This is a genomic window from Micromonospora sp. NPDC048999 (assembly GCF_040649295.1).
Taxonomy (GTDB): domain Bacteria; phylum Actinomycetota; class Actinomycetes; order Mycobacteriales; family Micromonosporaceae; genus Micromonospora.
Window position 1 is genome coordinate 598359 of the sequence record NZ_JBEZFI010000001.1, and the last position, 25264, is coordinate 623622.

The 25264-nt window shown below is 73.0% G+C and carries 21 protein-coding genes; 12 read left to right on the top strand and 9 right to left on the bottom strand.

Going from position 1 to position 25264, the window contains the following annotated elements:
- Window positions 1-32: 32 nt before the first annotated feature.
- Window positions 33-785: a nucleotide exchange factor GrpE gene (grpE, locus tag AB0C02_RS02915; RefSeq protein ID WP_357540441.1), complete on the bottom strand. Its 753-nt coding sequence runs from the start codon at window positions 783-785 to the stop codon at window positions 33-35.
- A complete protein-coding gene (gene dnaK / locus AB0C02_RS02920) occupies window positions 782-2635 on the bottom strand; it encodes a molecular chaperone DnaK (RefSeq protein WP_357540443.1) in 1854 nt (617 codons plus the stop codon). Before dnaK ends, grpE begins: the two co-directional genes overlap by 4 nt.
- A 210-nt stretch (window positions 2636-2845) precedes the next feature.
- Between dnaK and AB0C02_RS02925 the strand changes: the two genes are divergently transcribed.
- The 3 genes from AB0C02_RS02925 to AB0C02_RS02935 are packed head-to-tail and all read left to right on the top strand — an operon-like array spanning window position 2846 to window position 7630.
- Complete coding sequence (locus tag AB0C02_RS02925; RefSeq protein ID WP_357540445.1) at window positions 2846-4687, top strand: GTPase domain-containing protein; 1842 nt, start codon at window positions 2846-2848, stop codon at window positions 4685-4687.
- A gap of 38 nt (window positions 4688-4725) precedes the next feature.
- Window positions 4726-6354, top strand: coding sequence for a GTPase (locus tag AB0C02_RS02930; RefSeq protein ID WP_357540447.1), 1629 nt, complete (start codon window positions 4726-4728; stop codon window positions 6352-6354).
- 52 nt (window positions 6355-6406) lie between these two features.
- Window positions 6407-7630 carry a hypothetical protein gene (locus AB0C02_RS02935; protein ID WP_357540449.1) on the top strand — a complete coding sequence of 408 codons (1224 nt, stop codon included), beginning with the start codon at window positions 6407-6409 and terminating at the stop codon, window positions 7628-7630.
- Between the two features lie 7 nt (window positions 7631-7637).
- Here the strand turns inward: AB0C02_RS02935 and AB0C02_RS02940 are convergent, their stop codons facing one another.
- Window positions 7638-8300: a hypothetical protein gene (locus AB0C02_RS02940; RefSeq protein WP_357540450.1), complete on the bottom strand. Its 663-nt coding sequence runs from the start codon at window positions 8298-8300 to the stop codon at window positions 7638-7640.
- Window positions 8301-8869: 569 nt separating this feature from the next.
- On the opposite strand from AB0C02_RS02940, the gene pdhA reads away from it, so the two are divergent.
- The 6 genes from pdhA to AB0C02_RS02970 all read left to right on the top strand — a co-directional run bounded on the left by pdhA (window position 8870) and on the right by AB0C02_RS02970 (window position 17691).
- Window positions 8870-10048 (top strand): pyruvate dehydrogenase (acetyl-transferring) E1 component subunit alpha, encoded by a 1179-nt coding sequence (gene pdhA, locus AB0C02_RS02945; protein WP_357540452.1) that lies wholly within the window; start codon window positions 8870-8872, stop codon window positions 10046-10048.
- Window positions 10048-11037 (top strand): alpha-ketoacid dehydrogenase subunit beta, encoded by a 990-nt coding sequence (locus AB0C02_RS02950; protein WP_357540454.1) that lies wholly within the window; start codon window positions 10048-10050, stop codon window positions 11035-11037. Before pdhA ends, AB0C02_RS02950 begins: the two co-directional genes overlap by 1 nt.
- A 5-nt stretch (window positions 11038-11042) precedes the next feature.
- Window positions 11043-12530, top strand: coding sequence for a dihydrolipoamide acetyltransferase family protein (locus tag AB0C02_RS02955; protein ID WP_357541008.1), 1488 nt, complete (start codon window positions 11043-11045; stop codon window positions 12528-12530).
- A 220-nt stretch (window positions 12531-12750) separates the two neighbouring features.
- Window positions 12751-12888: a hypothetical protein gene (locus AB0C02_RS02960; protein ID WP_262283549.1), complete on the top strand. Its 138-nt coding sequence runs from the start codon at window positions 12751-12753 to the stop codon at window positions 12886-12888.
- Window positions 12889-13237: 349 nt separating this feature from the next.
- Window positions 13238-15670, top strand: a complete 2433-nt coding sequence (locus AB0C02_RS02965; protein ID WP_357540457.1) for a hypothetical protein — start codon at window positions 13238-13240, stop codon at window positions 15668-15670.
- A 185-nt stretch (window positions 15671-15855) separates the two neighbouring features.
- On the top strand, window positions 15856-17691 hold the full coding sequence (locus AB0C02_RS02970) for an NHL domain-containing thioredoxin family protein (protein ID WP_357540459.1): 1836 nt from the start codon (window positions 15856-15858) through the stop codon (window positions 17689-17691).
- A 34-nt stretch (window positions 17692-17725) separates the two neighbouring features.
- Here AB0C02_RS02970 and AB0C02_RS02975 read toward each other — a convergent pair whose 3' ends face one another.
- Entirely contained in the window at window positions 17726-18475 is a 750-nt protein-coding gene (locus AB0C02_RS02975) for a 5-oxoprolinase subunit PxpA (RefSeq protein WP_357540461.1), read from the bottom strand.
- Window positions 18476-18588: 113 nt separating this feature from the next.
- Between AB0C02_RS02975 and AB0C02_RS02980 the strand changes: the two genes are divergently transcribed.
- Window positions 18589-19266, top strand: a complete 678-nt coding sequence (locus AB0C02_RS02980) for a hemolysin III family protein (protein ID WP_357540463.1) — start codon at window positions 18589-18591, stop codon at window positions 19264-19266.
- 11 nt (window positions 19267-19277) lie between these two features.
- Here the strand turns inward: AB0C02_RS02980 and AB0C02_RS02985 are convergent, their stop codons facing one another.
- Window positions 19278-19565, bottom strand: coding sequence for a DUF6458 family protein (locus AB0C02_RS02985; protein ID WP_357540465.1), 288 nt, complete (start codon window positions 19563-19565; stop codon window positions 19278-19280).
- Between the two features lie 116 nt (window positions 19566-19681).
- Here AB0C02_RS02985 and AB0C02_RS02990 point away from each other — a divergent pair, with 116 nt between their 5' ends.
- A complete protein-coding gene (locus AB0C02_RS02990) occupies window positions 19682-20212 on the top strand; it encodes a histidine phosphatase family protein (RefSeq protein ID WP_357540467.1) in 531 nt (176 codons plus the stop codon).
- Between the two features lie 6 nt (window positions 20213-20218).
- Here the strand turns inward: AB0C02_RS02990 and AB0C02_RS02995 are convergent, their stop codons facing one another.
- From AB0C02_RS02995 to AB0C02_RS03010, 4 genes are all read right to left on the bottom strand, one after another.
- Window positions 20219-20488 carry a DUF6458 family protein gene (locus AB0C02_RS02995; RefSeq protein ID WP_357540469.1) on the bottom strand — a complete coding sequence of 90 codons (270 nt, stop codon included), beginning with the start codon at window positions 20486-20488 and terminating at the stop codon, window positions 20219-20221.
- 176 nt (window positions 20489-20664) lie between these two features.
- A complete protein-coding gene (locus tag AB0C02_RS03000; protein ID WP_357540471.1) occupies window positions 20665-22521 on the bottom strand; it encodes an acyl-CoA dehydrogenase in 1857 nt (618 codons plus the stop codon).
- A gap of 138 nt (window positions 22522-22659) precedes the next feature.
- Window positions 22660-23817: a PP2C family protein-serine/threonine phosphatase gene (locus AB0C02_RS03005; RefSeq protein ID WP_357540473.1), complete on the bottom strand. Its 1158-nt coding sequence runs from the start codon at window positions 23815-23817 to the stop codon at window positions 22660-22662.
- A gap of 100 nt (window positions 23818-23917) precedes the next feature.
- On the bottom strand, window positions 23918-24586 hold the full coding sequence (locus AB0C02_RS03010) for a septal ring lytic transglycosylase RlpA family protein (RefSeq protein ID WP_357540475.1): 669 nt from the start codon (window positions 24584-24586) through the stop codon (window positions 23918-23920).
- Window positions 24587-24827: 241 nt separating this feature from the next.
- Between AB0C02_RS03010 and AB0C02_RS03015 the strand changes: the two genes are divergently transcribed.
- Window positions 24828-25262: an ASCH domain-containing protein gene (locus tag AB0C02_RS03015; protein ID WP_357540477.1), complete on the top strand. Its 435-nt coding sequence runs from the start codon at window positions 24828-24830 to the stop codon at window positions 25260-25262.
- Window positions 25263-25264 lie beyond the last annotated feature (2 nt).

A 25264-nucleotide genomic window follows, 5' to 3' on the forward strand; every position in this document is an offset into this window, starting at 1 on the left:
GGTGCGGGCGGGCGGGACGTCACGGGTCGGCACTACTCCGGGTCGGCGACCGCGACCATGGCCGGCCGCAGCAGCCGATCGCCGAGCTGGTAACCCCGGCGCATGACCTGCACGCAGGTCGGTTCGGTGACGTCGGCGGAGGTCTGGTGGGCCACCGCCTCGTGCCGGGTCGGGTCGAACGGGTCGCCCTGCTCGCCGAACGCATTCAGGCCAAGCTTGCCCAGCGTGGTGATGAGCTGCTCGGCCACCGAGCCGAACCCGCCCACCAGGTCGCCGTGCTCGCGGGCCCGGTCGAGGTCGTCGAGGATCGGCAGCAGCGCGGTGAGCACCGCGCCGGTCGCCTGCTCCTGGACCAGGACGCGGTCCCGCTCGACCCGCTTGCGGTAGTTGGCGTATTCGGCCGTCACCCGCTGCAGGTCCCGGGTCCGCTCGTCGAGCTCGGACCGGACCGCCTCCAGCTCGGCGCCGAGCGGTGCCTCCGGCTGGGCCGACTCCTCGGTCGGCTCGGCCGGCGCGTCGACCACGGGTGGGCCGGAGACCGGGGCCTCGGCCTCGATCTCGTCGACCACGACCTCGGTCTCCTCGACCAGCCCCTCGGCCGGCGCGTCGGCTGCGGCGTCGGCCGCCGCGGCGGCGGCCGCGGTCCGGTCGCCGGTCTTGCCGATCTTGCGTTTGTCACGGATGACGACCCGCGGCTCCTCGGCGGCGCCCTGCTCGGCGCCGGCGGACCCACCCGGCGCCGACCCGGTGGCACCCGGGTCGGCTGCTCGTGGCTTCTCAGTCACTTCTTGTCCTCGTCCACGATCTCCGCGTCGACCACGTCGTCGGCGCCGCCGGCCGGCTTGCCACCGGTCGCACCCGTGCCCGGCCCGGCCGCGCCCGGCTCGGCCTGCTCGCCCTGCTGCTGCGAGTAGAGGAGCGAGCCGGCCTGCTGGGAGACCTGCGCCAGCTTCTCGTGCGCGGCCTTGATCTTGTCGATGTCCTGGCCGCCGAGCGCGCTGCGCAGCTCGCCGAGGGCCTCGTTGAGCTGGTCGCGGTTCTCGCTGGGCAGCTTGTCGCCGCTCTCGGCGAGGAACTTCTCGGTCTGCCACTGGAGTGCCTCGGCCACGTTGCGGGTCTCCGCCTCGTCGCGGCGGCGCTTGTCCTCCTCGGCGTGCTCCTCGGCGTCCCGGCGCATCCGCTCGATGTCGTCCTTCGGCAACGACGAGCCGCCGGTGATCGTCATCTTCTGTTCCTTGCCGGTGCCCAGGTCCTTGGCGTGCACGTTGACGATGCCGTTGGCGTCGATGTCGAACGTGACCTCGATCTGCGGCACGCCGCGCGGCGCCGGCGGGAGGCCGGTCAGCTCGAAGGTGCCGAGCTTCTTGTTGTAGGCCGCGATCTCCCGCTCGCCCTGGAACACCTGGATCAGCACCGACGGCTGGTTGTCGTCGGCCGTGGTGAAGACCTCGGAACGCTTGGTCGGGATGGTGGTGTTGCGCTCGATGAGCTTGGTGAAGATGCCGCCCTTGGTCTCGATGCCCAGGCTCAGCGGGGTCACGTCGAGCAGCAGGACGTCCTTGACCTCGCCCTTGAGCACACCGGCCTGGAGGGCGGCACCGACGGCCACGACCTCGTCCGGGTTCACGCCCTTGTTGGGCTCCTTGCCGATGAGCTGCTTGACCAGGTCGGTCACGGCCGGCATCCGGGTCGAGCCACCGACCAGAATGACGTGCTCGACGTCCGAGATCTTGATCCCGGCGTCCTTCACGGCCTGCTCGAACGGGACCTTGCAGCGGTCCAGCAGGTCCTGCGTCATCCGCTGGAACTCGGCGCGGGTCAGGTTGACGTCGAGGTGCAGCGGACCCGCCGAGCCGGCGGTGATGTACGGCAGGTTGATGTTGGTGGTGGCGGCGGCGGACAGCTCGATCTTGGCCTTCTCGGCCGCCTCCTTGAGCCGCTGCATGGCCATCTTGTCCTGCGACAGGTCGATGCCGTGCTCGCCGCGGAAGGTCTTCACCAGGTGGTCGATGACCCGCTGGTCCCAGTCGTCACCGCCGAGGTGGTTGTCACCGCTGGTGGACTTGACCTCGATGACGCCCTCGGCCAGCTCGAGCAGGGACACGTCGAACGTGCCGCCACCCAGGTCGAAGACCAGGACGGTCTGCTCCTTGGAGCCCTTGTCGAGGCCGTACGCCAGGGCGGCCGCGGTCGGCTCGTTGACGATCCGCAGCACGTTGAAGCCGGCGATCTCACCGGCCTCCTTGGTGGCCTGGCGCTGGCTGTCGTTGAAGTAGGCGGGGACGGTGATCACCGCGTCGGTGATCTGCTCGCCCAGGTACGCCTCGGCGTCCCGCTTGAGCTTCATCAGCGTGCGAGCCGAGATCTCCTGCGGGGTGTACTTCTTGCCGTCGATGTCGACGGTCCAGTTGCTGCCGACCTCCCGCTTGACCGAGCGGATGGTCCGGTCCGGGTTCGTCACCGCCTGGCGCTTGGCGACCTCACCGACGAGCACCTCGCCGTTGCGGGCGAACGCGACGATCGAGGGAGTCGTCCGCGAGCCCTCGGCGTTGGCGATGACGGTGGGCTCACCGCCCTCGAGAACGCTGACGCAGGAGTTCGTCGTGCCGAGGTCGATGCCGACCGCACGTGCCATATTCGCTTCCTCGCTTCGTAACGGGTGAGCAGGTCAACGGGCCTGCCCGGCGGGTCGCCCGCAGCGACCGCACCACAAGTTGAGTGAACTTGACTCAATAGTGCCATGCCCACGCCAAACCGCAAGTCATAGTTGAGTCGACCCGACGCAACCTGACGCGCAATTACCGTGTGGTTGTCTTTGCTTGCGTCGGTCGGGCAGGCTTTAGCCGTGACGACGCATGGCGATTCCGCCACCCATTTCGGCGCGCCCGCCGTCGCAGCCCGCACCGGACCCGACGCCGGAGGCGACAACCCGCTCGCCGGCAACGCGGAGGGCCTGCCCGCCGCGCTCGACGGCCTGCGGGCCGCGATCGGGGCGGCCCGGTTCCCACTGGCCCTGCCCTCGGCCGAGCCGGCCCGGCGCGCCGCCGCCGGCCTCACCCACCAGCTCGACGACTACCTGCTGCCCCGGCTCGCCCGCCTCGACGCCCCGCTGCTCGTGGTGGTCGGCGGATCGACCGGCGCGGGCAAGTCCACGCTGGTCAACAGCCTGGTCCAAGCGCGAGTCAGCGCCGCCGGGGTGCTACGCCCCACCACCCGCTCGCCGGTGCTGGTCTGCAACCCGGCCGACGCCGCCTGGTTCCGCCAGGGCGATTTACTGCCCGGCCTGACCCGGACGAACGAGCCGAGCGAGGACCCGGGTGCCCTGCACCTGGTCACCGCCCCCGCGCTACCGGCCGGGCTGGCCTTCCTCGACGCGCCCGACATCGACTCGGTGGTCGATGCCAACCGGGCGCTCGCCGGGCAACTGCTGGCCGCCGCCGACCTCTGGCTCTTCGTCACCACGGCCGCCCGCTACGCCGACGCGGTCCCCTGGGAGCTGCTGCACGGCGCCCGGGCCCGCGGCACCGTGATCGCCATGGTCCTGGACCGGGTGCCCCCGGAGGCGGCCGACGAGATCGCCGCCCACCTGTCCGAGATGCTGGCCGCCCAGGACCTGGCCGCCGCGCCGCTGTTCGTGCTGCCAGAGACCCGGGTCGACGGGCAGGGGCTGCTGCCCGACCGGGTCACCGCCCCGCTGAGCGCCTGGTTCGCCCGGCTCGCCGCGGATGCCGAGGCCCGGTCCGCCGTGGTCCGACAGACCCTCGACGGCGCACTGGCCGCCCTGCATCCGGCGGTGGAGGGGCTGGCCGAGGCCGCCAACGAGCAGCTGGCCGCCGCCGACGGGCTGGACGAGCGGGTAGGGGCGGCATACCGGGCGGCGGAGCGGACCGTCGACCAGGGGCTCACGGACGGCCGGCTGCTCCGCGGCGAGGTGCTGGCCCGCTGGCAGGAGTTCGTCGGCACCGGCGAGCTCTTCCGCACTCTGGAGGCGCGGGTCGGCCGGCTGCGCGACCGGCTGGTCGCCAAGGTCACCGGGCGTCCGGCTCCCGCCGCGGAGCTGCGTACGGCGATCGAGTCCCAGCTCGTGACGCTGCTACGCGCGGTGGCCGCCGAGGCGGCGGAGCACGCGTACACCGGGTGGAAGGCGCACCCGGCCGGCGCGGAGCTGCTCGAACCGGAGCTCGCCCACGCCTCGGACGACCTGCCCGCACGCGCCGAGCGGCTGGTCCGCGACTGGCAGCGGGGCGTACTGGAACTGGTCCGCACCGAGGGCGGTGGCCGCCGCTTCGCGGCCCGCACGGCCGCGTACGCGGTCAACGCCACCGGGCTGGCGGTCATGATCGCGGTCTTCGCGTCCACCGCCTTGATCCCGACCGGGCTGGAGGTCGCCACCGGCGCCGGCACCGCGGTCGCCGGGCAGGCGGTTCTCCAGGCGATCTTCGGGGACCAGGCGGTCCGGAGCCTCGCCAACAAGGCCCGGGGGGATCTGCTCGACCGGATCGGCAGGCTGCTGACGGAGGAGGCCGAACGGTTCCTCGCCCGCACCGGGGCCGCCCGCCCGGCCGCCGACACCGGCGCCGACCTGCGCCGGGCGGCCACCGAGGTGGAGACGGCCCGGCACCGCTGCGGCCTGGCCCGCACGGACGGCCCGGTGCTGCCGGCCCCCGACCAGGGTGGCTGCCGATGACCGCGCCACAGGGGGCTCTTTCCTTCAGGAGGGCCGCGGTGAGCGACGCGGACGCCCTGGTCGCGCGCCTGCAGGCGGTCCGGCGCTTCCTCGCGGCGGTGGACGGCCAGGTGCCCGACGCCCACCTGGTCACCGCGCACACCGTGGTCGAGCGGGCCGGCACCCGGCTCGCGCTCTCCGGGCACCACACCGTCGTGGCGCTGGCCGGGGCGACCGGCAGTGGCAAGTCGAGCCTGTTCAACGCCCTGGCCCGGCTGGACCTCTCGCCGGTCGGCGTACGCCGGCCGACGACCGGCGTGGCGTACGCCTGCGTGTGGGGGCCGCTGGACGGCGCGTCCCGGCTGCTCGACTGGATCGGGGTGCTGCCCCGGCACCGGTTCGTCCGGGAGAGCGCGCTCGACGGCGACGACGAGTCGACGCTGCACGGCCTGGTCCTGCTGGACCTGCCCGACTTCGACTCGGTGCAGCGCGGTCACCGGTTGGAGGTGGACCGGCTGCTCGGCCTGGTCGACCTGGTCGTCTGGGTGGTCGACCCGCAGAAGTACGCCGACCGCGTGATCCACACCAATTACCTACGCGAGTTCCACCGGCACCAGGACGTGACGGTGGTCGTGCTCAACCAGGCCGACCGGCTGCCCCCGGCCGAGCTGCCCCGGGTCCTCGGCGACCTGCGCCGGCTGCTCGACGCCGACGGGTTGGCGGGGGTGCCGCTGCTGCCCACCGTCGCGGTGGACCCGGCCGGGCTGGACGGGCTCCGCGCCGAGCTGGAGCGTACGGTCACCGAGCGGCAGGCCGCCGTGCGCCGGCTGGCCGGCGACGTGGACGCCGTGGTGGCCGGGCTGACGCCCCTGGTCGGGCCGGAGGCCGCCGGCACCGGGCCGGATGACGCGTCGGCACGGGAACTCACCACGGCCCTGGCCGGGGCGGCCGGGGTGCCGGCTGTGGTCGAGGCGGTCGAGGCCGCGTACCGGCACCGGGCCGGCGGGACGACCGGCTGGCCGGTGGTCCGGGGCTGGCGGAAACTCCGACCGGATCCGCTGCGCCGGCTGCACCTGCCCGGTGGGGGCGCCGACGCGTCGGCGGAGAGCCTGGTCGCGGCGACCTCCGTACCCGATCCCACCGCCGCGCAGCGTTCGGCGCTCAACCTGGCCATCCGCACGGTGGCCGACCGCTGCGCCGCCGACCTGCCGGCGCCCTGGCCGGTCGCGGTGGCCGCCGCGGCCCGGTCCCGGCTGGCCGACCTGCCGGACGCGCTGGACCACGCGGTGGCCACCACTGACCTGGGCATGACGCGGCGGCCGGCGTGGTGGCGGGTGGTCGGCGTCCTCCAGTGGCTGGTCACGGTCGCCGCGGCGGCCGGGCTGGGCTGGCTGGTGCTCGGCTACGTGCTGCGCGCGCTCGGTCTGCCGGCGCTGGAGAATCCGCGGCTCGGCGAGGTGCCCTGGCCGACCGTGCTGCTCCTCGGCGGCCTGCTCGCCGGGCTGCTGGTCGCGGCGCTGACCCGGCCGGTGACCCGCTGGGCTGCCCGGCGCGCCGGGCAGCGGGCCGAACGCCGGCTGACGGCCTCGGTGGGCAGCGTCGGCGATACGTACGTGCTGGATCCGGTCTGGGCGGTGCTGGCCCGCTACGCCGAGGCCCGGGAGGCGCTGCGGGACGCCGCGCGCTGAGCCGGGGGTGCCGACCGGTGCCGGGGCGGATCGAGCGGCGTAGGGTCGGGGCATGGCCACGCCACAGACCCCGTACGAGGCGGTGCTGCACGCCGCTCGCGACGTGACGAGGCTCGACTCCGCCCTCGACGCGGAGATGCTCGGCGCCGCGCTGTTGGGCAGCGTCTACGCCGTCGCGGAGACCGACCGGGAGAACGCCGTCCGCGAGTTCGTGGCCGGGTTCCTCGCCGCCACGTCCCGCCGACGTAGCGCCGCCGCGACCACCATCCGCGCCGTCTTCGCCGCGCTGGTCCCGGACGCCGAGGGCGCCGCCCGGGTCCGCCCCGGCGCGTACGCCCCGGCCTGGGCCGGGCAGCTCGGGCGGGTGCACCTCACCGGCGCCTGGGCGTACGGGGACGTCTACGGCGACCAGACCTCCTACCTGGCTACCTTCGCCTACGACGACGCCGAGGGTGGGCCGGAGCACGCCGTGGTGGCCCTGGTCGACCACAACATCGGCATCACCAAGGACGTCTTCGTCGGCGGGCCGGCCGAACGGATCGTCGAGCAGGCCCGCCAGATCTGCACCGAGGACGAGTTCACCTGGTTCCGGGCCGAGAATCCGGCCCGGATGCACGCGGAGGTGAGCCGCCACCTGGGGGTCACCGACGACCTCGGTGAGCTGCCCGCCCAGGGTTCACTGGCCACCGACCGGGCGTTGGTCGGCGCGCGGCTGGCCGTGCTGCCCGGCCGGGCCGTCGCCGCCGGGGCCCGGGACGTCCCACCGCCGACGGACGAGGAGCGGACCCGGCTGGTCCGGGCGTTCCTCGGTTCGCCGGAGGCGGCCCGGTTCGGCCTGGACAGCGTGCCCGACGCGGAACTGGCCTCGCTGCACTTCTGCCTTGGCCTGCTGCTCGACCACGCGGCGAGCTTCCCGGACGCCGACCCGATGCGCTGGAGCCCGACGGTCGCCGAGTTGTTCCTGCTCGACTGGGTGCACCGTCGGGCCGTGCTCGACATGGACGACGCCGCGCTGCTGCCCCGGGCGCTGCGCGGCTGGGTGGCGTACGCGGCCCGCCAGCGGGGGCTGCCGGCGGCGGCCGCCCGCCGGACGGACGAGGCGATCGAGGAGATGGTCCCCGAGTTCGCCCGGCTCTACAGCACGGGCGAGCGGCGCAGCCCGGCTACGGCGGCGGTCGCCCAGTTGATGGCTGACGGCGTCGACCCGGACGACCCGGCCGCGCTGGACGCCTGGATCGAGGCCAACCGGCACCGCCTCACCGACGACCCGGCCTGAGCCCGCCTCACCCAAGGGCCGCGGCGGCCGGCATGGTGGCGCTCGGCTCCCGGCCGGCGGTCGGGCTGCAGGTCGACGCGGGCGGCTCTGTCGGCACGCCGGCTGGCGGCGATGGGCCGGCGGAGTCGGTCGCGGTGGGCTCCGGGTGGGAGGTGACCGGGGGGTCGGTTGCCGGCTCGGAGAACGTGCTGGTCGGCTCGACCGGAGGGCTCGGCCACGGGTCCGGCGTGGCCGGTTCGGTGGCCGGCGGTGACGGCGTGGGGGGCCGGGGCGGGCTCGGCGACGCGGGCGGTGTGGGGCGTACGGGGTTGATGGTGGGCGCCGACACCGCCGGCCGGGACCGTCGGTGCGAACCGAGGTCCCAGTCGTCGGGTAGCGCCGGGACTGCCGGTGCCAGCGCGGGCCCCGGCGGGTCGGTGGTGGCGGGGGTCCGGCTGGGCAGGGCGGGGGGCTGGGTCCCGTCGGGCAGTGGCAGCACCACCGGGCCGACCGAGGGGGTCGGAATGAACCGGGTGCTGGCGTCCGGTGGGGCGCTGTTGCCCATGGTGGCCGACCCGGCGCTGATCGCGGCCAGGATCGGCATGGACGCGGTGCCGGCGAGCAGCGCGACCGTGAGGAGGTAACCGCGGCTCGGGCCGCCCGAGGCGGGTGCCCGGTGGGTGCCGATCACCCGGCGGTAGTCGCTTCCGGATGCCGCATGGGGGCGACGGAGGAAGGGCGCGCCGGGACCTCCTGCTGGCTCGGACACCGGCACACGCTCCTCGTACGTCGACGACGGCTGCCCTGGCATTTGCCGCGAAGCGGGACGGAGACCGCTTAGTCGGACACCCAGTCAGCTTGACCCAGTGACCCTCAGTTCACCAGGCGCCACAGCGTGTCGACACACCAGTTGTCCGTCGGCTGGCCGCGACCCAAGCGCGACAAAGCCCTCGATGCGCGGTGAACCACGCCGAAGTTCGCGGGGGATGGAGACCATATTGTGGGACCCCTCACCTCCTCTGCAATCATTCAGGCACGACGGCAGTGCAGCCGCCACCTCCGCACATCCTGCGGCTGGTGCGGAAGGGCGCCGGCGCTCCGGGGCCGGGTTGCTCCACAACCCGGCTCACGCCGCGCAGCAACCCCCACCGGGGCTAGGCGCGGCCGCCAGAAACCAGCCCGGCTCGAGCCGGGCGGCGCAGGATGTGCGCGGCACGGGTCACCCCCCGGCGCCGGCGCAGACCAGACAGGGAGAGACGGATGGCAAAGGGCGACCCTGGGGTCACCACCCGCGGCCGGCGGGCCGCACCCCGTTCCAAGCGTGCCGCCGAAGCAGGCGAGCCGGAACTCGTACAGCTGCTCACGCCGGAGGGCGAGCGGATCGAGACGGCGCTCGGCCCGGACGGGACCGAGTACCGCGTCGACTTCACCGACGAGGAGTACCGCGGGCTCTACCGCGACCTCGTGCTGGTCCGCAAGCTCGACGCCGAGGCCACGGCGCTGCAGCGCCAGGGCGAACTGGGCCTCTGGGCCAGCCTGCTGGGCCAGGAGGCGGCGCAGGTCGGTGCCGGCCGGGCGCTGCGCGCCCAGGACATGGCCTTCCCGACCTACCGGGAGCACGGCGTCCTCTACTGCCGGGGCATCGACCCGATCATGCCGCTCGGCCTGTTCCGCGGCGTCGACCAGGGCGGCTGGGACCCGAACGAGTTCAAGTTCAACATGTACACGATCGTCATCGGGGCGCAGACCCTGCACGCGGCCGGGTACGCCATGGGTGTCGCCATGGACGGCAAGACCGGTGGTGACGACGGCGAGGCGGTGATCGCCTTCTTCGGTGACGGCGCCACCAGCCAGGGCGACGTCAACGAGTCGTTCGTCTGGGCCAGCGTCTTCAACGCCCCGCTGGTCTTCTTCTGCCAGAACAACCAGTACGCCATCTCGGAGCCGCTGGAGCGGCAGACCCGGGTCCCGCTGTACAAGCGGGCGGGCGGCTTCGGCTTCCCCGGCGTCCGGGTGGACGGCAACGACGTGCTCGCGTCGTACGCGGTGACCCGGCACGCGCTGGACAACGCCCGGCACGGCCAGGGGCCGAGCATGATCGAGGCGTACACCTACCGGATGGGTGCGCACACCACCTCCGACGACCCCACCCGCTACCGGATCGCCAGCGAGGTCGAGGCCTGGCAGGCCAAGGACCCGATCGCCCGCATGAAGGCGTTCCTGGAGAAGCAGCAGATCGTCGACACGGACTTCTTCGCCGAGGTCGACGAGCAGGCCCGCACCGAGTCGGTGCACCTGCGCGAGCGCGTGCTCGCCATGCCCGACCCCGCGCCGGTGACGATGTTCGACCACGTCTACCCGAACGGGTCGCCCGAGCTCGACGAGCAGCGGGAGCAGTTCAACAAGTACCTGGCATCGTTCGAGGGGAGCGCGCACTGATGGCCACGGAGACGCTTACCCTCGGCAAGGCCCTCAACACCGGTCTGCGCAAGGCCATGGAGAACGACCCGAAGGTCGTCATCATGGGCGAGGACGTCGGCAAGCTCGGCGGCGTGTTCCGGATCACCGACGGCCTCCAGAAGGACTTCGGCGAACAGCGGGTGATCGACACCCCGCTCGCCGAGTCCGGCATCATCGGCACCGCGGTCGGCCTGGCCATCCGGGGCTACCGGCCGGTCTGCGAGATCCAGTTCGACGGCTTCGTCTACCCGGCGTACGACCAGATCGTGTCGCAGGTGGCGAAGATGCACTACCGCTCGCAGGGCAAGGTGCGGATCCCGATGGTCATTCGGATTCCGTACGGCGGCGGCATCGGCGCGGTCGAGCACCACTCGGAGTCGCCCGAGGCGTACTTCGCGCACACCGCCGGCCTGAAGGTGGTGACCTGCGCGAACCCGCAGGACGCGTACACCATGATCCAGCAGGCCATCGCCTCGGACGACCCGATCGTGTTCCTGGAGCCCAAGCGGCGCTACTGGGAGAAGGGCCCGGTCGAGCTGGACGCCCCGCTGTCCGCGGCGCACCCGCTGCACACCGCCCGGGTCGCCCGGCCGGGTGCCGACGCCACCGTGCTGGCGTACGGCCCGATGGTGCGGACCGCCCTGGACGCGGCCACCGCCGCCGCCGAGGACGGCCGGGAGCTGGAGGTCATCGACCTGCGTACGCTCTCCCCGCTGGACCTGTCCGCCGCGTACGAGTCGGTGCGGCGCACCGGCCGCTGCGTGGTCGTCCACGAGGCCCCGGGCAACCTGGGCCTCGGCTCCGAGATCGCGGCCCGGATCACCGAGGAGTGCTTCTACTCCCTGGAGTCCCCGGTGCTCCGGGTCACCGGCTACGACACCCCCTACCCGGCCGCCCGGGTCGAGGAGGAGTACCTGCCCGACCTCGACCGGGTGCTCGACGCCGTCGACCGCACCTTCGGCTGGTGACCGGCATGTCGCGGATCAAGGAGTTCAACCTCCCCGACCTGGGCGAGGGCCTGACCGAGGGCGAGATCCTCGCCTGGCTGGTCAAGGTCGGTGACGTCATCGAGCTGAACCAGCCGATCGTCGAGGTGGAGACCGCCAAGGCGGCGGTCGAGATCCCGGCGAAGTGGGCCGGCCAGGTGCAGGCAATCTTCCACCCGGAGGGCACCACCGTCGAGGTCGGCACCCCGATCATCGCGATCGACACCGACCCGGGGGCCGGGCCGATCGAGGAGGCCTCCCGGCCCACCCCGTCGGCGGCCGCGCTGGCCGCCGTCGAGGTCGCGCCCGAGGAGGGCGCGGTCGAGCCGGGCCTGATCGGCGGTCCCGCCCCGGGTGGGCGTACCGCCGTGCTGGTCGGCTACGGCCCGCGGACCACGGCGGCCAAGCGTCGCCCGCGCAAGGGCGGCACCCCGGCACCGGCCGCGCCGGCCGTGCCGGTACAGGCCACCCCGGTCGCTCCGGCCGTGCCGGTACAGGCCACCCCGGTCGCTCCGGCCGTGCCGGTACAGGCCACGCCGGTCGCCCCGGTGTCGCCCGCGCCGGCGGTGAACGGCCGGTCCGGTGGGCTCGTACTGGCCAAGCCGCCGGTCCGCAAGCTCGCCAGGGACCTCGGCGTCGACCTGACCGCGCTGACCGGCTCGGGTCCGCTGGGCTCGATCACCAGGGAGGACGTACAGCGGGCGGCCTCGGCGCCGGCGGCGGCCGAGCCGCTGACGGTCGCGACGCTGGCCGCGGCGCCCGCGAGCTTCGGCGCGGACCGCGAGCAGCGCATCCCGGTCAAGGGGGTACGCAAGCTCACCGCCGAGAACATGGTCCGCTCGGCGTTCACCGCCCCGCACGTGACGGAGTTCCTGACCGTCGACGTGACCCGGGCGATGAAGGCCCTGGATCGGCTCCGCGGGCGGCGCGAGTGGCGTGAGGTACGCGTCTCCCCGCTGCTGCTGGTCGCCAAGGCGGTGCTGCTGGCGGTCAAGCGCCACCCGATGGTCAACTCGACCTGGGCCGGCGACGAGATCGTGGTCAAGGACTACGTCAACCTGGGCATCGCGGCGGCCACCGAGCGCGGCCTGATCGTGCCGAACATCAAGGACGCCGGCCGGCTCTCGCTGCGCGAGCTGGCGGACGCGATGACCGAGCTGGTGCAGACGGCGAAGACCGGCCGCACCTCCCCGGCGGACATGTCCGGCGGCACGCTGACGATCACCAACGTCGGGGTCTTCGGCGTCGACACCGGTACGCCGATCCTGCCCCCGGGCGAGTCCGCGATCCTGGCCTTCGGCGCGGTCCGGGAGATGCCGTGGGTGCACAAGGGCAAGGTCAAGCCCCGCCTGGTCACCACCCTGGGCCTCTCCTTCGACCACCGGATCATCGACGGTGAGCTCGGCTCGAAGTTCCTCCGCGACGTGGGGGACTTCCTGGCCGATCCGGAGGCGGCGCTGCTCGCCTGGACCTGACGGGTCACGAATCCGGCGACGGCCGGTGTGCCACGGGTGAACGCCCGGCACACCGGCCGTTGCCATTGGTGGAAGAAATCTTCGGCGCGACAAGGGCGGCAACTTACGATCCTTAGGTACGTGGTTCAGCTCACCTAATAATCGATGGACGTTCGGCGCGCGGTGCGCTTCAATAGAGACATCAAGGGGCTGACAACCGAATAGCCAGGAGAAGACCCAGATGAGCATGATCGAGCGAATCCGCAACCGCCGCGACGCCAACCGCCGCGCCCGCGCCATCGAGCACGCGTTGCGTTCCGCCAACTCCCCCGCGGTCCGCGAGGAGCTCCTCGCCATCGCCCAGCGTCACCTCAGCTGACGCCCCCCTACCTTCTTCACCTCCTCCAGTCCGAAGACCCGCCCGGTGCAACCGGGCGGGTCTTCGGCGTTCCGCGTCGATTGACACCGGGATTCCACCTCGCCGCGCCGCCCGGTACGGTGGGGCTCGGTCGCCACCCGCCCGCCTCCGGACCGATCGCCCCCACTCAAAACCGATCGGCAGCATCTGGTGACGGCGAGTGACGGCCGGTGCTCCCCCGGACGCCTCCCGGCGGCCACCCGATACGGTGCGGGGAGCCCGCAGGCCGGTACTTGCCGGCGTCGCCGGCCAGCAGGCCGACGGTCCCGATCGGCATCGGCGGCCGACATGTGATGGAGGAGGCGCACCCATGACGTCCGAGGCCCCGCACCGCCCTGGCCACGAGCCGGGCGAGGTGTCACCGGGAGCCGGCGGACCGGCGCCGTACGGCGACCGCCCGGCGCAGCAGGACAACGGGTACCCCGGCGCTGCCGACCTCGGCTGGGCCCCGCCGCCGCCGGCCGGCGCGCCCACTCAGCCGGCCCCCGCATGGGGTCAGCCGGGCGACCAGCCCGTCGCCGGACGAGCCGCCGCGCAGGTGCCGCCTGGCGATCCGGGTGCCTGGGGCGGTTCCCCGCAGCCCGCATGGACCCCGCCCGAGCAGGCCGGAGCAGCCTGGGGCGCGCCGGAGCAGGAGGCACCCGCCTGGGCCGCCGCCCCACCGGCATCGTTCGGGGAGCCGGCGCCGCCCGCGTGGGCCGCCGCCCCGACCAACGTTTCCGCCGAACCGGGCCCGCCCGCCTGGCCGGCACCCACCGAGCAGAACGGCCCCGGGTGGAACACCGGGCACGGCGAGCAGCCCGCCTGGGCGCAGCCCGGTGAGTCGAGCGCCCGCGCCGCCGCACCCGTCCCCGCGCCCGCCGTCGTGCCGAACGAGTCATGGGCCACCGGCCAGCAGGACGGGGCCGACCCCGCCGGCGGCTGGCAGAACGGCCAGCAGATCGACGACCAGCCGGCCTGGGGCCAACAGGGCGCGGCGAGCGCGCCGGCGTGGGCGCCGGCCGAAGCGACCGCTCGCGCCTCCGCCAAGGTGTCCGTGCCAGGCCCGCCGGCCGACAACTGGCCGGCGCAGGACAACCCCGACCGTTCCGGCGGCTGGGCCGCCGGGCGAGCCGCCGGCCAGGCCGAAGCCCCGGTGCAGGCCGGCCCAGGCCACGCCGCCGTCCCGACGGCCGGCGACCGGCCGGAGTCCGGTGCCTGGAATCCCGCGCGCGCCAGCGTCTCGATGCCGACCCCCGAATCATCGACGGCGTGGGGTGACAACCAGGACAGCTCCGGGCAGTGGGCGCCCGAGCACCCCGCCCTCCCAGAGGCCGAGCCGTGGGCGCCGGGCGAGGCGTGGGGCCAGCCCGCCGAGACCGAGCCGGGCGAGTCGGCGTCGAACGGCAGGGGGCCGGCCAGGGCCGAGGAGACGCCGCTCTACCAGCCCGCCCCGGGCCCGGGTATCTCCCCGGCCAATGCTGTGCCGCTGCCCCCGCAGGAGCAGCGGGTGCCGGGCGCTGCCCTGGCCGCCTCACTGCCCGCCGACTACCTGCCACCGGCGCAGTTCGCCCCCGCCGCCGAGCCCGCCGACCGGGCGTACGAGCCGGAGCAGGCGGCCTGGGGCGCGGTGGAGCCGGCCCATGAGGAACCGCAGTCACCGGCCGGCCCGATGGTGCCCGGCCCGCGTACCTCCCCGGAGTCCAGCGCGGCCGGTGCCGTCTCGGCCAGCGCCTCCGTGCCGATGACCAGCCGGCTGACGCCGCCGGCCGACCAGTCCCTGCCGGCCGGCGGCGTACCGGCGCCGCAGCCCCGGGTCTACGGCCGGCCAGCCCGCCCCGAATCCGAGGATTTCCCCGGCCAGGACGCTCCGAACGGCTTTCCCGAGCAGGGTCCACGCTTTGACGAGCCCGCCCCGCAGCCCCGGTTCGACGAGCCGGACCGCTCGGCGGCCCCGAACGCCTTCGCCGAGGCGCCACCGGCGCCGTCCTCGCCCGCCGGCCCGCCGCCGTTCCCGCCCGGCGTGCCGACCTTCGTGGACCCCGTAGGCAGCAACCGGCCGGTCAACGGGGTGCACCCGCCGAGCGACGAGCGCCCCGGCGATCCGTTCGGCACGCCCGGCACTCGTCCGGACCCGTTCGGCCCGCCCGGCGGCCACCCGGACCAGTTTGGCCCGCCCGGCGGCCACCCGGACCAGTTCGGCGCGCCCGGCACTCGTCCGGATCCGTTCGGCGGGCCGGCCGGCGGTCGCGCGTCCGTTGCCGTACCTGGGCAGGGCGCGATGGGCGAGCCGGGCCAGGGCAACGTCCCGCCCGCGTTCCCACCCGCGTTCCCGCCGCCGGCGCCGCCAGCCTGGTCGCAGGGCCCGGCCAGCGAGTCGGAACAGGGCCGCTTCGACGCGTTCAAGCCGGAGGCCGAGCCGCAGGCCGAGGCACCCACCCCGAAGGTACGCAACGGTCGGGTGCTGGCCGCCGTGCTGGTCGTGGCGGTGCTGATCCTGGCCGTTCCGCTCGGTCTGCTCACGCTGCTCGGCAAGATCGGCGGTGGCGGCAACACGCCGGCCGCGTTCGACCCGGCGGTGGGCTCCTGCGTCAAGCAGTCCGGCGCGTCCGCGGTGGCCGCCGACTGCGGCGAGCCGGACGCGTTCACGGTCGTCTCGAAGGTCGACAGCAAGGACAAGTGCGCCGACACGACGCAGCCGACCGTGGAGCTCAGCGGCGTCGAGGGAGACCGGCTGCTCTGTCTCAAGCCGGCCGAAAAGTAGCAGTTCGCAGCGGCGGGGCCACGGTTATCCGTGGCCCCGCCGTCGTCGCGGCGCGTTCAGGCGGGCTCTTCGTCGGCGAGCTTCTGGCCGCGCCGTCGGGCGTACCCACGCATCTTGGCGGCCGACCAGGACGGCGGTGACGGTCCGCCCGGACCGGCGGCCGACGGGTACGGCACGATGGGGTCATGAGCGCACGAGTACGGGCACCTGAGCTGCGCGGCCGGGGCTGGCTGAACACCGGCGGAAAGGCCGTCACCCTGGCCGACCTGCGGGGCAAAATTGCCATTTTGGACTTTTGGACTTTTTGCTGCATCAACTGTCTGCACGTGCTCGACGAGCTGCGCCCGCTCGAGGAGAAGTACGGCGACGTACTCGTGGTCATCGGCGTGCACTCGCCCAAGTTCGAGCACGAGAAGGACCCGGACGCGCTGGCGGCGGCCGTCGAGCGGTACGGCGTGCACCACCCGGTGCTCGACGACCCCGAGCTGGACATGTGGCAGCAGTACGCGGCGAAGGCGTGGCCGACCCTGTCGGTGATCGATCCCGAGAGCTACGTGGTCGCCACGATGGCCGGCGAGGGGCACGCCGAGGGGCTGGCCCGGCTGATCGACGAGCTGATCGCCACCCACGAGGCGAAGGGCACCCTGCACCGGGGTGACGGCCCGTACGTCCCGCCGGCAGAACCCGAGACCACGCTGCGCTTCCCCGGCAAGGCCGTGGTGCTCGACGGCGGCAACCTGCTGGTCTCCGACTCGGCCCGGCACTCCCTGGTCGAGCTGGCCCCCGACGGCGAGAAGGTGCTTCGTCGGATCGGCGCGGGCACCCGCGGCGGCGCGGACGGCCCGGCGGAAGGTGCCACCTTCTCCGAGCCGCAGGGGCTCTGCCTGCTGCCCGCGCACGTGGCCGAGGTGGCCGGGTACGACCTGATCGTCGCGGACACCGTCAACCACCTGCTGCGTGGCGTGAAGCTCGCCACCGGCGAGGTGGTCACGGTGGCCGGAACCGGGCGGCAATGGCGCTCGACCGTCGACGACCACGCGCACGACGCCCGCTCGGTCGACCTCTCCTCCCCGTGGGACGTCGCCTGGTACGACGACAAGGTCGTCGTCGCCATGGCCGGCATCCACCAGCTCTGGTGGTTCGACCCGATCAAGCGGACCGCCGGCATGTACGCCGGTACGACCGTCGAGGCGCTGCGTGACGGCCCGCTGGCGGAGGTCTGGATGGCCCAGCCCTCCGGCCTCTCCGTCTCGGCCGACGGCACCCGACTCTGGGTGGCCGACAGCGAGACCAGCGCGATCCGGTACGTCGAGGCCGGGGTGATGCACACCGCCGTCGGGCAGGGCCTCTTCGACTTCGGTCACGTCGACGGCTCGGCCAAACGGGCGCTGCTCCAGCACCCGCTGGGGGTGTGCGCGCTGCCCGACGGCTCGGTGCTGATCGCCGACACGTACAACGGGGCGGTGCGCCGCTTCGACCCGGCGACCGACCAGGTCGCCACGGTGGCGGACGGGCTGGCCGAGCCGAGCGACGTGGTGCTCACCCCCGAGGGCGAGGTGTTGGTGGTCGAGTCGGCCGCCCACCGGCTGACCCGGTTAGCCCCGGGCGCGCTCACCGCAGCGGGGGCGAGCACGGTGGACGGCCCCCGACACAAGCTGGAGCGCAAGCCGACCGACGTGGCGGCGGGCGAGCTGACCCTCGACGTGATCTTCACGCCGGCGCCGGGGCAGAAGCTGGATGACACGTACGGGCCGTCGACCCGGCTGGTGGTCTCGGCGTCTCCGCCCGAGCTGCTGGTCGAGGGGGCCGGGACGGGCACGGAGCTGTCCCGCCGCCTGGTGATCGACGGGGCGGTGGCCCAAGGCGTGCTCCAGGTGACCGCCCAGGCGGCCACCTGCGACGCCGACGTCGAGCACGCGGCCTGCCACCTGACCCGGCAGGACTGGGGCGTCCCGATCCGGGTGGTCAACGGCGGCGCCACCCGGCTCCCCCTGATCCTCCGCGGCCTCGACGAGGCCTGACCTCGCATCGCCCCGTAAACCTCGGCGCGGGAGCTCAGGTGAAGGGGGCGGGGGTTACGCCGGCGTCGATGAGGGCGGCCCGCACCAGCTCGGCGCAGCGCACCGCGCCCGGGGTGTCCCCGTGCAGGCAGATCGACTCGACCACGCACGGGACGACGCTGCCGTCGACCGCGACGATGGTCCGCTCGGTGGCTATCCGGACGGCCCGGGCGGCCACCTCCTCCGGGTCGGTGACCAGCGCGTTCGCGGCGCTGCGGGGCACCAGCGAGCCGTTGGGCAGGTAGTTGCGGTCGGCGAAGCCCTCGGCGACCACCCGCAGCCCGGCGCCGACGGCGAGCTGGGCGAGCACGGAACCGGGCGGGCAGAGCAGGGGCAGCTCGTGGTCGTACGCGCTGACGGCGGCGACCAGCGCGGCGGCCTGGGCCTCGTCGCAGGCCGCCGCGTGGTAGAGCGCGCCGTGCGGCTTCAGGTACCGGACCCGGCCGCGGAACAGCCGGCAGAACGCGTCGAGCGCGCCGAGCTGGTAGATCGTCTCGTCGCGCAGCTCGGCGAAGTCGTACGCGATGTGCCGGCGGCCGAAGCCGGCGAGGTCGCGATAGCCGACCTGGGCGCCGACCGCGACTCCGCGGGCGGCGGCGCCGGCGCAGACCCGGTGCATCGTGGACGGGTCGCCGCCGTGGAATCCGCAGGCGACGTTGGCGGAGGTGACCAGGTCCAGCAGTGCCTCGTCGTCACCGAGTCGCCAGCTGCCGAATCCCTCGCCGAGGTCAGCGTTGAGGTCCATAAAACCTCACCGTAGTGCCTGGACCGGCCTGGGCGAGCGGGCAAACGTCGTCCACCACCCCGGCGGCCACCCGCCCTACCTGAAAGTAACCTACGGTGCCGTAACCTATCTGTGTGACGACCTCCGCACCGCTTCGACTCAAGCCGGTCGACATCGGTAAGCCCCGGATGCGCGGCTGGCTGCACGCCTACGCGTTCTTCGTCGCGCTCGTCTGCGGCATCGTGCTCTGTTCGATCGCGGCCGCCCGGCCCGGCTGGGCACCCCTGGTCAGCTGCCTGGTCTACAGCCTGACCGTCTGCGGCCTCTTCGGCACCAGCGCGCTCTACCATCGCCGGGTCTGGTCGCAGCGCGGCTACCAGATCATGCGCCGGCTGGACCACTCGATGATCTTCGTGTTCATCGCCGGCACGTACACCCCGTTCTGCACGCTGCTGCTGACCACCCGGCACGCGACCGTCATGCTCGGCCTGGTGTGGGGCGGGGCGCTGGCCGGCGTGGCGCTCAAGCTCATCTGGCCGCACGCGCCGCGCTGGGTCTCCGCACCGCTCTACCTGGCCCTCGGCTGGGTCGCGGTGGCGATGCTGCCGCAGATCCTGCGCTCCGGCGGGGTCACCGCCCTGGTGCTGCTGACCGTCGGCGGTGCGATCTACACCGTGGGCGCGGTCTTCTACGCGCTGCGCCGGCCGAACCCGTGGCCCACCGTCTTCGGCCACCACGAGTTCTTCCATGCCTGCACCCTGGTCGCGGCGATCTGCCACCACATCGCGATCTACTTCGCGCTGTTCGCCTGACCACAGTTGGATCAGGCCGGGTAGCCCGGCCGGCGCACCTCGCGGTACTCCTCGCGGACGACCCGGTCGTCCTGGGCCGGCACCACGGGCTCGGCGACGACCCGCTCGGGCGCCGGGGCGGCGACCAGCGTACGACGGCGGCTGTTCCAGAAGTAGAGCGTCATGATCAGGCCGACCACGCCGGCGAGCATGAGCACCCAGCCGACAACGTTCACATTCAACCATCCCAGGTTGGCGTCGACGGCGAACGCGAAGATCGCGCCCAGCGCGATGAGGAAGATGCTGGCACCGATGCCCATGACGTCGCCTCCTTGGCGGTCTGCTGGCGTTTCCTACTCACCGCGGCCATGGATGAGGTAGCGGCAGCCATCGACTTACCCAGGCGCTCTGATCGCCAATCAGGCAAACTGTGGCCATGGCGGACAGCAGGAACCAGCAGCGGACTCTGGTGCTGCTCCGGCACGCCAAGGCCGAGCAGTCCCAGGACGTACCGGACGTGGAGCGCCCGTTGACCGCGCGCGGGCACGCCGACGCAGCGACGGCCGGCGCGTGGCTGGCCCGGCACGCCCTCCTGCCCGACCTGGTGCTCTGCTCGACCGCCGAACGCACCCGGCAGACCTGGCACGGGGTGGCGCTGGGCATGACGGGATCCCCGCCGGAGGGTGGACCGGCGGGGCCCGTGCCGGTGGTGCGCTACGAGGCGGCCGTGTACGAGGCGCAACCGGACGATCTGCTGGAACTGGTCCGGGGTGTCGCCCCGGACACCGGCACCGTGCTGCTGATCGCCCACAACCCGGGCATCTCGCTGCTCTCCGGGCTGCTCGACCCGCAGCGGGCGGATCCGGACGGGCTGCGCACCGCCGACCTGGTCGTACACCGCCCGACCACCGGCTGGGCCGCCCTCGCGCCCGCCGCCGCCCCCATCACCGCCCGCCACACCCCCTAAAGGACGTCAGGACGGTGGGGCCGTCGGCGGTGGGGGGTCGGGCGGCGGAGGCATCATCGCCGTCGGGTGGGAGAGCCGGTTCTCCTCCACGATCAGCGTGCGTGCCCGCTTGCGCCGGTCCTGCCAGAACCAGACCGTGGTGAGCAGTACGGCCAGCCCGGCCAGGATGAACACCCAGCCGACCGCGCGCAGGTCGATCCACCAGACGTTGGCCCGGACGGCAAAGGTCATGATCGCGCCGAGCGCGATGAGAAAGATTCCGCTACCGATGCCCATGTGCGCTGCACTCCCCCGTGCGGTGGCTCTTGGGCGTGTCCTGTCGTGGTCCGTCTGGGTACCCGTCAGGCGGCCGGCCTACCGGCCAGGGCGGCGAAACAACGGCGGCCGGCGAGCGGTTAGCTCGCCGGCCGCCGTTCGTCAAGGTCGAACCGTTCGGATCACCCCAGGCAGCGTCAGAACGCCTCCTCCGGGAGGTCCATGATCTCCAGGTCGACGCCCTCGATGATCCGCCGGTCCGCGCCGATGCGGGGCAGCACCTCGCGGGCGAAGAACCGGGCAGCGGCCACCTTGCCGGTGTAGAACGCCCGGTCGGTGCCGGAGACCTCGCCGGCCAGCGCCTTCAACGCCACGTCCGCCTGCTTCTGCAGCAGCCAGCCGACGACCAGGTCGCCGATCGCCAACAGGAACCGCCGGCTGCTGAGGCCGACCTTGTACAGGGCCCGCGCGTCGCCGGACTGGGCCTCGCCGAGCCAGCCGGTCAGCACGCCGAGGATGTTCTGGATCTCGGCGAGCGCCTTGCCGAGCGCCTGCCGCTCCTCCTTGAGCTGGCCGTTGCCGGCCTCGGAGGTGATGAACTCCTGGATCTCACCGGCGACCGCCAGCAGGGCCTTGCCGTTGTCCCGGACGATCTTTCGGAAGATCAGGTCGAGGCTCTGGATCGCCGTGGTGCCCTCGTACAGGGTATCGATCTTGGCATCCCGGACGTACTGCTCCAGCGGGTAGTCCTGCAGGAAGCCGGAGCCGCCGAAGGTCTGCAGCGACTCGTGGCCGAGCAGCTCGTACGCCCGCTCCGAGCCGACGCCCTTGACCAGCGGCAGCAGCAGGTCGTTGACCCGCTTGGCCAGCCTGGTGGCCTGCTCATCCCCCGCCGCCTCGGCGATCGCGACCTTGTCCTGCCAGGTCGCCGTGTAGCAGACGAGCGCGCGCAGGCCCTCGGCGTACGACTTCTGCATGAGCAGCGAGCGGCGTACGTCCGGGTGGTGGGTGATGGTGACCCGGGGGGCACTCTTGTCGGCCTGCTGGATCAGGTCGGCCCCCTGCACCCGGTTCTTCGCGTATTCCAGCGCGTTGAGATAGCCGGTGGAGAGGGTGGCGATCGCCTTGGTGCCGACCATCATCCGGGCGTACTCGATGATCATGAACATCTGCCGGATGCCGTCGTGCCGGTCGCCCAGCAGCCAGCCCTTGGCCGGGACGCCGTGCTCGCCGAAGGTCAGCTCGCAGGTGTTGGAGACCTTCAGGCCCATCTTGTGCTCGACGTTGGTGGCGAAGACGCCGTTACGCTCGCCCAGCTCGCCGGCCTCCTCGTCGAAGTGGTACTTCGGCACGACGAAGAGGGACAGGCCCTTGGTGCCCGGGCCGCCGGCGCCCTCGACGCCGACCGGGCGGGCCAGGACGTAGTGGACGATGTTGTCGGCGAGGTCGTGCTCACCCGAGGTGATGAAGCGCTTGACGCCCTCGATGTGCCAGGAGCCGTCCGGCTGCCGAATGGCCCGGGCACGGCCGGCACCCACGTCCGAGCCGGCGTCCGGCTCGGTCAGCACCATGGTCGAGGTCCACTGCTTGTCGATGAAGAGCTTGGCCCACTTCTTCTGCCGCTCGGTGCCCTCGACGTGCACCACGTGCGCGAAGGACGGGCCGGAGGCGTACATCCAGATCGGGGCGTTCGCGCCGAGCACCAGCTCGGCGAGCGACCACCAGAGGGCGCGCGGGGCGCTGGTGCCGCCGAGGGCCTCCGGGAGGTCCAGCCGCCAGAACTCCGAATCCATGAAGGCCTGGTACGACTTCTTGAACGACTCGGGCAGCGGTGCGGTATGCGTCGCCGGGTCGAAGGTCGGCGGATTGCGGTCGCTGTCCACGTAGCTGGCGGCCAGGTCCTCGCGGGCCAGGCGGTCGACCTCGGAAAGGAAGCTGCGGGCGGTGTCGACATCCAGATCCGTGTACGGCGCCTGGCCGAACATCCGGTCCGCCCCGAAGACCTCGAACAGGTTGAACTCAAGGTCCCGAAGATTGCTCTTGTAGTGGGTCATGCTCGCTGGCCCCGCTTCCCGACAGGTGTTACCGATCAGTAACTGAGACTGTATTACCCGTCGGTAGCCATCGACAAGCCGGACGCGAAAGTGACAGCGATTACACACCTGCGGGACGGCTGAGCCGCCCGGAGAGCGTCAACTCTCCGTCGCGCCGACCTCCCAGCTCGGCACGGCCGCCGCCACCCCGGTACGCGGGCCGGCGTACTCCATCAGGACCAGCGCGATGTCGTCGTCGAGCCGGCCGTGCACCCACTCGACCAGGGCGGTCTCCAGCGAGGCGAGGCCGTCCGCGACCGTGCCGTGGCCGAGCAGCCGCCAGGCCCGGTCGGCCGTCGGGAAGAATTCGCCGTCCCGGCGCGCCTCCCCGAGCCCGTCGGTGAAGAGCAGCAGCCGATCGCCCGGTTCGAGCCGTTCCACCCGGGGACGGACCACCGGCATGAAGCCCAACGGGGGCGCGGGCGCGGGAGGTTCCAGCGGGATCACCGCGCCCCGGCGCAGCAGCAGCGGCGACGGGTGGCCGCAGCTGACGATGGTGAGGGTGCCGCCCCGCTCCTCGACCAACGCGGCGGTGACGAAGTCCTCGTCGCCCACGTTGCGGGCCACCGCCCGGTCCAGATCGGTCACCACCGCGCGCAGGTCCGCCCGCTCGTACGCGACATGCCGGTACGAGCCGAGCACGATGCTGGCCAGCCGGACCGCGTCCAGCCCCTTGCCCCGCACGTCGCCGATGATCATGCGGACGCCGTACGGGGTGTCCATCGCCTCGTACAGGTCGCCGCCGATCTCGGCCCGGGCGGTCGAGGAGATGTAGCGGGCGGCCACCGCGAGGGTGCCCACCTGCGGCCCGATCGGTCGAAGCACCGCCTGCTGGGCGACCGAGGCGAGCCGGGACAGCTCGGCGATCTTCTCGGCCTGGCGCTGGCGTACCGCTGCCACGGCGCTGGCGATCGCGGTGGCCAGCGCGACGGCGGCGACGTTGACGGCGGAGACCAGGGCCGTGGCCGGCTCGGCCAGGGCGAAGGCCGCCCCGACGGCCGTGGCGAGGACACCCACCCCCAGCACGACCCACCAGGAGGCCAACGCGGCGGCCAGAATCGGGGCGGCCGCCATCAGTGCGAGGTAGTGCGAGGTCGGGCCGTCGGAACCTGCTCGGTGCGACGACGCCCGCCCCGCCAGCTCCATCGCGGACACGAGTGCGAGCAGGGCGAGGGCCGCGCCGAGTCCGGCGCGGGATCCGGGGCTCAGTGGGCCGCGGCCCAACTGGAAGGGTTGTGTGCGTATACCGGACAGCATGCCTGATGGAGGTGAACGGGTGAATGAACCTGGCCCGTCGTCTGAGCATGTTCTGCCCGGCCGGACCGCTCCACGGGCCCGATCGCCGCACGTCACGGGATCAGCCGAGCACCTCGTACCGGACGGTCACCGCGCCGAGGGAGGTCGAGGCGATCGCCGCGAAGGCGGCCCGGGAGAGGTCCAGGCACCGGCCGCTGATGAACGGGCCCCGGTCGTTGATCCGGACGACGACCGACTTGCCGTTGGCCGGGTTGGTCACCCGGACCATGGTGTTGAACGGCAGGGTCTTGTGCGCGGCGGTCAGCGCGTTGGGGTTGAAGTTCTCCCCGTTCGCGGTCATCTGGCCCTCGTCGTAGAAGGACGCGCCGCAGGAGCCGCTGTCGACGACCTTCGGGGCGGGGGTGCTCTTCGTCGCCGGGGCCTTCGTCGCCGTCGCGGTCGGCTTCGGGCTGGCGGTGCGGGTCTTGCTGCGGGACGCCGCCTGGGTACGGGTCGCCTTCGGGCTGGGGGTGGCCGTCGGCGAGGGGCTGAGGCTCGGCGAGACAGACGCGCTGGGCGAGGCGGACGGGGCGGCCAACTCGGGGGCGAGGGTCTCGGGCGGGGAGTCCGCGACGGCGGGTTCCGCGAGGGCGGACTCGGCGGCGGGCTCACCCGAGGTGAGGTGAACCGCGCCAACGGTGCCGCCGACGGCGAGCAGCACGCCGACGGCCGCGGTCGCGGCGATGCCGGCGGGCGAGGAGAACTTGCGGGTACGGAAGTGCTTAGCCACCGCCCGGTCCTTTCGTCGGCTGAACAAACCGGGTCGGACCGTAACGAGAGAAGCACTTCCGAAGTCAACGTGATCACGGTGCTATGCCCGCATTTACCCTGATACGTGTAGCCGATTGTCCGACCCCAACTCAGGTGAAAGGAGGAAGGATCGCAGGCCGGTGGCGGTGCGGGAACGCCTAGCGTGTGGGGGCGGGCGAAATCCCGCGCCGGGACGGCGGCCGGCGCTTAGCCTCGGCAGGATGTGGCCCCGCATCGGAGGACTGCGCACCCTCGCCCTCGGCACGCCCGGCGAGCTGCGCGCCAGCCTCAACACCCTCGTACTGGCCGGCGTGAAGACCGCCACCGCCGGCCTGCTGACGGACGAGTACGCCGAGGAGAACGAGGAGCTGGAGCACGTCGGCGAACGGCTGGTCCTGGTCGACGACCACGACGCGCTGGTGGGCGTCGTCGAGGTCACCGGCGTCGAGGTGGTCCGCCTCGCCGACGTGTCCTGGGACTTCGCCCGTTCCGAAGGGGAGGGGGACCGGTCCGTCGAGGAGTGGCGGGAGGGGCACCGCAGCTACTGGGCCCGGGTGGGCTTCGCGGTCGACGACGACTCGCAGGTGGTCTGCATCCGGTTCCGGCTGGTCTCCGCCGGGGACGGCGGCATCAGCACCGGCGACCTCGGCACCTGAGG